This window comes from Alexandriicola marinus, assembly GCF_004000435.1.
Classification (GTDB): Bacteria; Pseudomonadota; Alphaproteobacteria; order Rhodobacterales; family Rhodobacteraceae; genus Alexandriicola; species Alexandriicola marinus.
Genome location: NZ_RBVZ01000016.1, coordinates 25968 through 33056, shown reverse-complemented (window position 1 = coordinate 33056; position 7089 = coordinate 25968). Strand labels below are relative to the sequence as shown.

General features: G+C 64.2%; 10 protein-coding genes and 1 pseudogene. 5 read left to right on the top strand and 6 right to left on the bottom strand.

Going from position 1 to position 7089, the window contains the following annotated elements:
- Together EP376_RS20795 and EP376_RS20790 are read left to right on the top strand one after the other, a co-directional pair.
- The coding region (locus EP376_RS20795; RefSeq protein WP_420837138.1) for a phage head-tail joining protein at positions 1-217 on the top strand (217 nt) is incomplete at its 5' end.
- On the top strand, positions 217-1719 hold the full coding sequence (locus tag EP376_RS20790; RefSeq protein WP_127657434.1) for a phage portal protein: 1503 nt from the start codon (positions 217-219) through the stop codon (positions 1717-1719). The genes EP376_RS20795 and EP376_RS20790, both read left to right, overlap by 1 nt.
- Before the next feature lie 47 nt (positions 1720-1766).
- Here the strand turns inward: EP376_RS20790 and EP376_RS20785 are convergent, their stop codons facing one another.
- Positions 1767-2327: a hypothetical protein gene (locus EP376_RS20785; RefSeq protein ID WP_127657433.1), complete on the bottom strand. Its 561-nt coding sequence runs from the start codon at positions 2325-2327 to the stop codon at positions 1767-1769.
- Between the two features lie 111 nt (positions 2328-2438).
- Between EP376_RS20785 and EP376_RS20780 the strand changes: the two genes are divergently transcribed.
- The 3 genes from EP376_RS20780 (at position 2439) to EP376_RS20770 (ending at position 3506) form a co-directional block, all read left to right on the top strand.
- Positions 2439-2708, top strand: a complete 270-nt coding sequence (locus EP376_RS20780; protein WP_127657432.1) for a hypothetical protein — start codon at positions 2439-2441, stop codon at positions 2706-2708.
- Between the two features lie 5 nt (positions 2709-2713).
- The gene (locus tag EP376_RS20775) at positions 2714-2902 is read left to right on the top strand and encodes a hypothetical protein (RefSeq protein ID WP_127657431.1); all 189 of its coding nucleotides are present in this window, start codon (positions 2714-2716) and stop codon (positions 2900-2902) included.
- 91 nt (positions 2903-2993) lie between these two features.
- The gene (locus tag EP376_RS20770) at positions 2994-3506 is read left to right on the top strand and encodes a DUF3489 domain-containing protein (protein ID WP_127657430.1); all 513 of its coding nucleotides are present in this window, start codon (positions 2994-2996) and stop codon (positions 3504-3506) included.
- 46 nt (positions 3507-3552) lie between these two features.
- Here the strand turns inward: EP376_RS20770 and EP376_RS20765 are convergent, their stop codons facing one another.
- From EP376_RS20765 to EP376_RS20750, 5 genes and pseudogenes are all read right to left on the bottom strand, one after another.
- Positions 3553-4239, bottom strand: coding sequence for a DarT ssDNA thymidine ADP-ribosyltransferase family protein (locus EP376_RS20765; protein WP_127657429.1), 687 nt, complete (start codon positions 4237-4239; stop codon positions 3553-3555).
- A gap of 122 nt (positions 4240-4361) precedes the next feature.
- The gene (locus tag EP376_RS20760; protein WP_127657428.1) at positions 4362-4589 is read right to left on the bottom strand and encodes a DUF7220 family protein; all 228 of its coding nucleotides are present in this window, start codon (positions 4587-4589) and stop codon (positions 4362-4364) included.
- Positions 4586-5158, bottom strand: a complete 573-nt coding sequence (locus EP376_RS23415) for a hypothetical protein (protein ID WP_238928927.1) — start codon at positions 5156-5158, stop codon at positions 4586-4588. Before EP376_RS23415 ends, EP376_RS20760 begins: the two co-directional genes overlap by 4 nt.
- Before the next feature lie 118 nt (positions 5159-5276).
- Positions 5277-5774 (bottom strand): annotated as a pseudogene (locus EP376_RS23410) (DNA cytosine methyltransferase); the annotation flags it as partial.
- 4 nt (positions 5775-5778) lie between these two features.
- Positions 5779-7032 carry a site-specific DNA-methyltransferase gene (locus EP376_RS20750; RefSeq protein ID WP_127657426.1) on the bottom strand — a complete coding sequence of 418 codons (1254 nt, stop codon included), beginning with the start codon at positions 7030-7032 and terminating at the stop codon, positions 5779-5781.
- Positions 7033-7089 lie beyond the last annotated feature (57 nt).

The window sequence follows — 7089 nt, the reverse complement described above, 5'->3', positions numbered from 1 at the left end:
GGTTTTGATGACAGATTGGACGGAAACCGAGCTGTCGGCGCTACGCCGTGCCTATGCCAGCGGCACGACCAGGGTCAGCTATGATGGAAAGTCCGTCGACTACGGCTCGGCCGAGGACCTGCTCGCCCGAATCCGCACCATCGAGCGGGCCATTGCGGGCACCAAGCAACCGTTGCCAATCGCCGGGCTCGCGGGCTTCTCGCGCGGGGATCGCTGATGTCGGCGAACTGGTTCGACCACGCGATTGCCTCGGTGGCACCACGCGCTGCGGCACGGCGCATCATGGCTCGCCAGGCGTTTGAAACCTTGACGCGTGGCTATGATGGCGCGGCGAAGGGACGCCGCACCGAAGGTTGGCGTGCGCCGGGAACTTCCGCCGATACCGAGGTTGGCGTCGCCGGGGCGCTCTTACGCGACCGGATGCGGGATCTGGTGCGCAACAATCCGCATGCGGCTAAGGCCGTGGCGGTGCTGGTGAACAACATCGTTGGCGCGGGCATCATGCCGCGTGCCGCCAGCGGCAATGACAAGCTGGACCGCAAGGTCGATGCACTGTTTGGGCAATGGTCGGACACGGCCGATGCGGACGGCCAGCTCGACTTCTATGGTCTGCAGACGCTGATCTGCCGCGAGATGGTAGAGGCAGGCGAGGTACTGGTGCGCCGCCGCCTGCGGCGATCCTCGGACGGTCTGCCGGTGCCGCTGCAATTGCAGGTGCTGGAGGCCGACTTTCTCGACGCCACGAAATCCGGCGCGCTCGGCGCGAGACGCCTCGTTCAGGGGATCGAGTTCGACCCGGTCGGCAAGCGCCGGGCCTATTGGCTGCATACCGAGCATCCGGGCGACGCCTATAGCGCCCTGCAGAACGGTCTGCAAAGCCGCCCGGTCTCGGCGAGCGAGATCGCCCATGTTTATGAAAAACAGCGCACGCAGGCGCGCGGCGTGCCGTGGGGCGCGCCGGTGATCCGCAGCTTGCGCGATCTCGACGATTACGAAGTGGCCGAACTTGTCCGCAAGAAGACCGAAGCCTGCGTCACCGCCATCGTCTTCGGCGATGATGAGGCCCAGCAAGGCATCGCGCCTTCCGTGGTCGATGCCGACGGCAACCGGGTCGAGCAGTTCGAGCCGGGGTTGATCGCCTATGCCCGCGGCGGCAAGGACATCCGGTTCAACCAGCCGTCGGCCACTGGCGGCTACGCCGAGTACAAGCGGGCGAGCCTGCACACGATCTCGGCCGGGTTCCGCGTGCCCTACGAGCTGCTGACCGGGGACCTGTCACAGGTCAACTATTCCTCGATCCGCGCGGGGCTCGTGGAGTTCCGCCGCCAGATCGACGCCGTGCAGTGGCAGCTCTTCATCCCAATGTTCTGTGCGCCGGTCTGGCGCTGGTTCACGGAAGCCGCCTGGGCGGCGGGACAGATCCCGACGCCGGACGTGCCGGTCGAATGGTCACCGCCCAAGTTCGAGGCCGTCGATCCGCAGAAGGACGCGATGGCGAACCTGCTGTCGATCCGCTCCGGCACCATGACGCTGGCCGAGGTGATTGCGAAACAGGGCCGCAACCCGGACGCCGTGCTGGCCGAAATCGCCGCGACAAACGCCAAACTCGATGCGCTTGGGCTGGTGCTCGACAGCGATCCGCGCCGCGTCACCAAGACCGGCAGCGCGCAGACAAGCGATCCGCCCATTGCGAAACCGTCAGGTCCGGGTCCGGGGTGAGACCTTCACCCCAGGCGCGCAAGATTTCAGCCGCACCATCGAAGTCCTCATCGGAGATCAGGTTTGACCTCGGCAAGGTCGTCGAGCTGGGCACGGACATGTTTCTCCAGAACCTTTTGCATCGCGGCGGGCTCGACGCCCAGATCAGCCGCCATCAAAGCCGCCGCGCGTGCGGGCCAGTTGACCCAGACATCCCGCTCCTGCCGCGCCAACCGAAACACCAGGGACAGCGCGCGGGCGCGGTCGATCAACTCGCCTTTCAGTTTTTGCAGCCGCAGGCGGCGCTCCTGCGCTTTCAGTACTTCGTTGGCCGTCTTGGCCTGCAGGAAGGTTGTTCCGCTGCCCACCGGCGGGGCCGCCATTCCCTGTTCGCGAAGCGTTTCACCCACGGCTGAGACCGCGGTCTCAGGGACGGGTTTGAGCTTCGGCTTCGGTGCCTTGCGGGTTTTCGACGGGTCGGTTGCCTGCGCTCGCAGCGCATCGCTCGCCTCCGCGTCGATACTGCCATCGGAATGCAGAACCACGCGTCCCGTTGCCTTGGCCTTCTGAATGGCTCCGCGTGAGAGACCGACGCGGGCAGCATACTGGCGCTCGCTCAGACCCTCCATGGAACGCTCCGATTATCATTCAAAATCATGTGCTTATGTAGTTGATAAGCCTCCACACCAGAGCGAACGTGGTCCAACGAAAACGATGCAACTCACCACGGAGCCGCCACGATGACCCGCCTGAACCCGCAGACAACACCGCGCCACCAGCTTCGCGCTGAGAAGGCTGGGCGGAACAAGGAGGCGGCTTTGAACGCCTTCATCGGCAAGAAAGCCGAAATCGACGAGATGCTCGCCCGGTTGCAGGGCCTCAGCGACGAACACTTCAACTGCCATCCCGACGAGATCGGCTGGGCCACAGTTGGCAGCCTCGAGCACTACGCCAGCCTCTTGAAAGGCATCACGGACAGCGCCTTTGGCGAAGGCGAATACGCGGAGTGAGCCCGATGACCAGCACCCTTGCAGAGCGCTACAATCTCGAAGCCACCCGCCTGATGCCACACATGGGCAACGACCTGCAGGTCGACCCTACCATCAACACCGCCAGCGAGATCGACGAGATCGTGTTTCGCCGAAGCGAATATCTCGGCGGCATGGCGGCCGTCCTCCTTGCCCTGATCGCGCGAGACGACTGAGCCATCGCGCGTCGGTCCCGGCCCGCCCAAGCGGCGGGCTCGCCTCGGTAGAAGCCACGCATTCCGCGCGGCTCAGAACCCGGAGGCCTACATGACCAAACTCACCGACACCCAAGCCATCATTCTCAGCGCCGCGTCGCAACGCGACGGCCAGATAGCCTTGCCGCTGCCTGACAGCCTGCGCGGTGGGGCCGCCGCAAAAGTGGTCGGTGCTATGCTCACCAAAGGCTTCCTCGAAGAGGTCGAAGCCGACATACGCAAGGGCGAGCCCGTTTGGCGCGAAACCGGTGACGGCCACGGCGTCACGCTGGTTGCCACCGACGCAGGGCTCGCGGCCATTGGCATCGAACCGGACACCTCCGCCGCCCCCGAACCCTCACCCAAGACGCGCACGCCTCGCGAGGGCACCAAGCAGGCGACCCTGATCGCCATGCTGCGCATGCCGAACGGCGCGACCATCGAGGAGATCATGGCCGCGACGGGCTGGCAGTCGCACACGGTGCGCGGAGCGATGGCAGGCGCGCTGAAAAAGAGGCTCGGGCTCGAGGTGTCCTCAGAGAAGATCGAGGGGCGTGGGAGAGTGTACAGCCTGCCGTCGGCCTAGAAACCAAGAAACGCATTCTTACTGCTGAACCGCGACTACGTGCGGTTCAGCCCCACCAATAGGGCTTTGAGCAGATCCTTGGAACGAAGGGCTGGACAACTACATCACATTGATCACGCCCGGATGCGTCGAAAGCCTTCCGGACGTGGTCGCCGATTTCAGGCGTCTCGACCCATGCACCCAAGAGATAATCCGGATGGACAGGGTTCATGACCTGCACTTCGGCGTCTGGAAAAGTTGGCCAACCCGTTGGTAAGCCATGCGCCTCTCGAAACCCGGTCCCGCGCGGATCCATCATCATTGAGCAATCGTCAAAAAGGCGTTCCAGCGCAAACCCACCGTACCTCTTGCCGTGCTCGTATTTGGTTGCATTCGTTGATGCGCCATTCCGGTAGAACAGACAGTGATGGGTCCACAATAAGCTGGGGTCGAACGCAAGGATAACCCACGGCGCGTTGCCAGATCGATATCGTTTCGCGTCGAACATCTTTGGATAGAAACAGGAGATGGACATGGATATTGCGCCATCCTCTCCATCCAATCTATCTACGTCACTGGCAAATACGTCGTAATCCGCGTCTTGAAGGATTGTTCGGCTGAGGAGCCCATTCCTCAGAATGCCCGGCAGATTTTCTAGCAGCGTGAAGTGCAAGATATGCTCGATATTTCGGGCCTGCACTACCGCGGCGATGTGATCCGCGATCTTTTCACCATAGGTCTTTTTTCGTGCCATTGCTCGCCCTACCGCCCCTGCAGTAGTTGCATACGAAATGCGATGCCTGGCGGGAAGCCGCTTTGCATTCTGGCGGTTCAGATATTCCGAAGTTGATGCAGCCGCCGCTATTTCAACGCGTTCTATTCAGGTATGGTCCGTATCCGGATCGCCTCGAACAGCCGCCGAAGGGCGAAGGAACGGGCGATCGACACCACCGTGAATATGGCGCCCATCTTCAGGTTCTGCGCGAGAGTGGTGTGCAGCCCGAAGATCGGGAAGATCAGGATCTGTGTGACGACCGCAATGCCGTAGCCCACGATCACGTTGGCGACGGACTCCACCAGCGACATGAGGCGCGACTGTTTCATGCCGCTACCTCATCCATCGGCCAGCAATTGAGCCGCGAGAGTTCTGAGCGCATGCGCGGCAACCAGTGGGACCACACCGTTGCCGCAGAGCCGAAGGCGGTCCACCCGGTGGGCCAGCCCATCAGGGCCTCGACGAATGCTGGGTTCAGCGTCCGGCGCGGTTCGGAGGTATCGCTCCCAGCCGTCGGCGTCACCAGGACCTGGCGGCCAAGCAAGCCGTTCACCGGGGTGTTGGCCAATGTGGTCGCGCCGTCCTTGTGATCGCGCGCTGTCGGCGTCATCCACATCTGGCTGGCGCGGGTCAGGTCGGCAGACTTGCGGTTGCCCGCGCTCGGCTTGTTGCCGTCGGTCGCCATCGGCGTCGGCCAGTCTCGGGCCATGCCGTCCAAGCCCTTCTCGTGTTTCCGGGCACCGCCCCGGCTGCGGAAGCTGTCGGTCTGAGGCGTCGGCCACATCGCAGCCGAGGTCGCCAGGTTCATCCCGTGCTTGCCCGCCGATTGCGACGGCGTCAGTTTGGTCTGCCGGTTTTCGTTGGTGCTCGCCCGTGGCGTCGGCCAAAGCCGCAGCATCTCCGTCCGGTTCCCGCCACTCGAGCGGGTCCCCGAGCAGGCGCGCGGGGTCGGCCAGTTCGCAGCCTTCCCGGTGGGCGAGGATGAAGAGCCGCTCGCGCTTGTGGGGCGCACCGACTTCCGCCGCCGTAAACAGGCCTGCCGCAACGCGGTAGCCCATGCCGACCAGTCCTCCGGCGACTTCGGGGAACCCGAGGCGGAGATGATGGGCGACGTTTTCGAGGAAGACGAAGGGCGGCTGGACTTCGCCGACGATGCGAGCGACATGCGGCCAGAGGTGTCGCGGGTCGTCCGCGCCCCGGCGTTTGCCCGCGACGGAGAACGGCTGGCACGGATAGCCCGCAGTGATGATGTCCACCGCGCCGCGCCACGGGCGGCCATCGAAGCTGGCAACGTCGTCCCAGACAGGCGCTGGATCCAGGGCCGCCTCTTCCATCCGTGCCACGAAAGTGGCCGCGGCGTAGGTTTCCCGTTCGACATGGCCCACAGTTCGATATCCGGGGATGGCAATGGTGAGCCCGAGGTCGAGCCCGCCTGCGCCGGAGCAGAGCGAGAGGCCGAACAGGTCTCCGGCTCCGGAACCGTGTCCGGAGGAAGGTAAAGCCAGGTCATGCATCGCCTCAGCGTGGGTTGGTCGTCAGATCCGCGAAGCTCTCGCCGGTCCCGTCCAGCACGGCCTCTTGGCCGGTGAACTGTTGCCAGCGCTGCACGGCGACATCGACATAGGCCGGGTTCAATTCGATCCCGAGGCAGACCCGGGCCGTTGTTTCCGCCGCGATCAGCGTCGTGCCGGAGCCCATGAAGGGCTCGTAAACCGCTTGCCCGGGGCTTGAATTGTTCAGGATCGGCCGGCGCATGCATTCGACGGGCTTTTGCGTCCCGTGCACGGTTTCCGCGTCCTGATCCTTGTTCGCGATCTGCCAGAGCGTAGTCTGCTTTCGGTCACCCGCCCAATGGCCCTTGCCAGTTTTCTTCACGGCATAGAGGCAGGGCTCATGCTGCCAGTGATAATCGCCGCGGCTCAGCACCAGGCGATCCTTTGCCCAGATGATTTGCGAGCGGATGTTGAAACCGGAGGCCTCGAGGCTCTCGGCAACCGTCGTCGCATGCAGCGCGCCGTGCCAGACATAGGCGACATCGCCAGGGAACAGCGCCCAGGCCTCGCGCCAATCCGCGCGGTCGTCATTCAGCACCTTGCCGGTGCGCTTGGTCGCGGCCGCTCCCGCCTTGTTGCGCCAATCGGGATCGTATTCGACGCCATAGGGCGGATCGGTCACCATCAGCAGCGGTGTCACATCGCCGAGCAGACGCTCGACGTCTGTTGCCACCGTCGCGTCCCCGCAGAGCAATCGGTGGTTGCCCAGCACCCAAAGATCGCCGGGACGGCTGATCGGGGTTTCGGGGGCCTCCGGAACCTCGTCCTCGCCCTCTCGGGTGGCGGTTTCAGGATCGACCTCGCCGGCCAACAGCGCTTCGAGTTCGGCATCGTCGAAACCGATCAGCGACAGATCGTAGTCCTCGGCCAGCAGGTCGTTCAGCTCGGCCGAGAGCAGCGCCTCATCCCAGGTCCCGAGTTCCGTCAGTTTGTTGTCCGCGATCCGGTAGGCCCGGCGTTGCGCCTCGGTCAGATGGCCTAGCACGATCACCGGTGCCTCGGTCAGCCCGAGCTGCGTGGCGGCAAGGACCCGACCGTGGCCCGCGATCAACTCGCCATCGTCGGCGACCAGACAGGGAACGGTCCAGCCGAACTCCGCCATGCTGGCAGCAATCTTTGCGACCTGGTCCGCGCCGTGCGCCTTTGCGTTCTTCGCATAGGGCTGGAGCCTGGCCAGCGGCCACATCTCGATCACCTCCGGAGAAAAGCTCAGGGTCATGCCGGTCGGTTCGCCTCAATCGGGTGGACTCCGGACACCGGCAGCCAGCCTGGACTC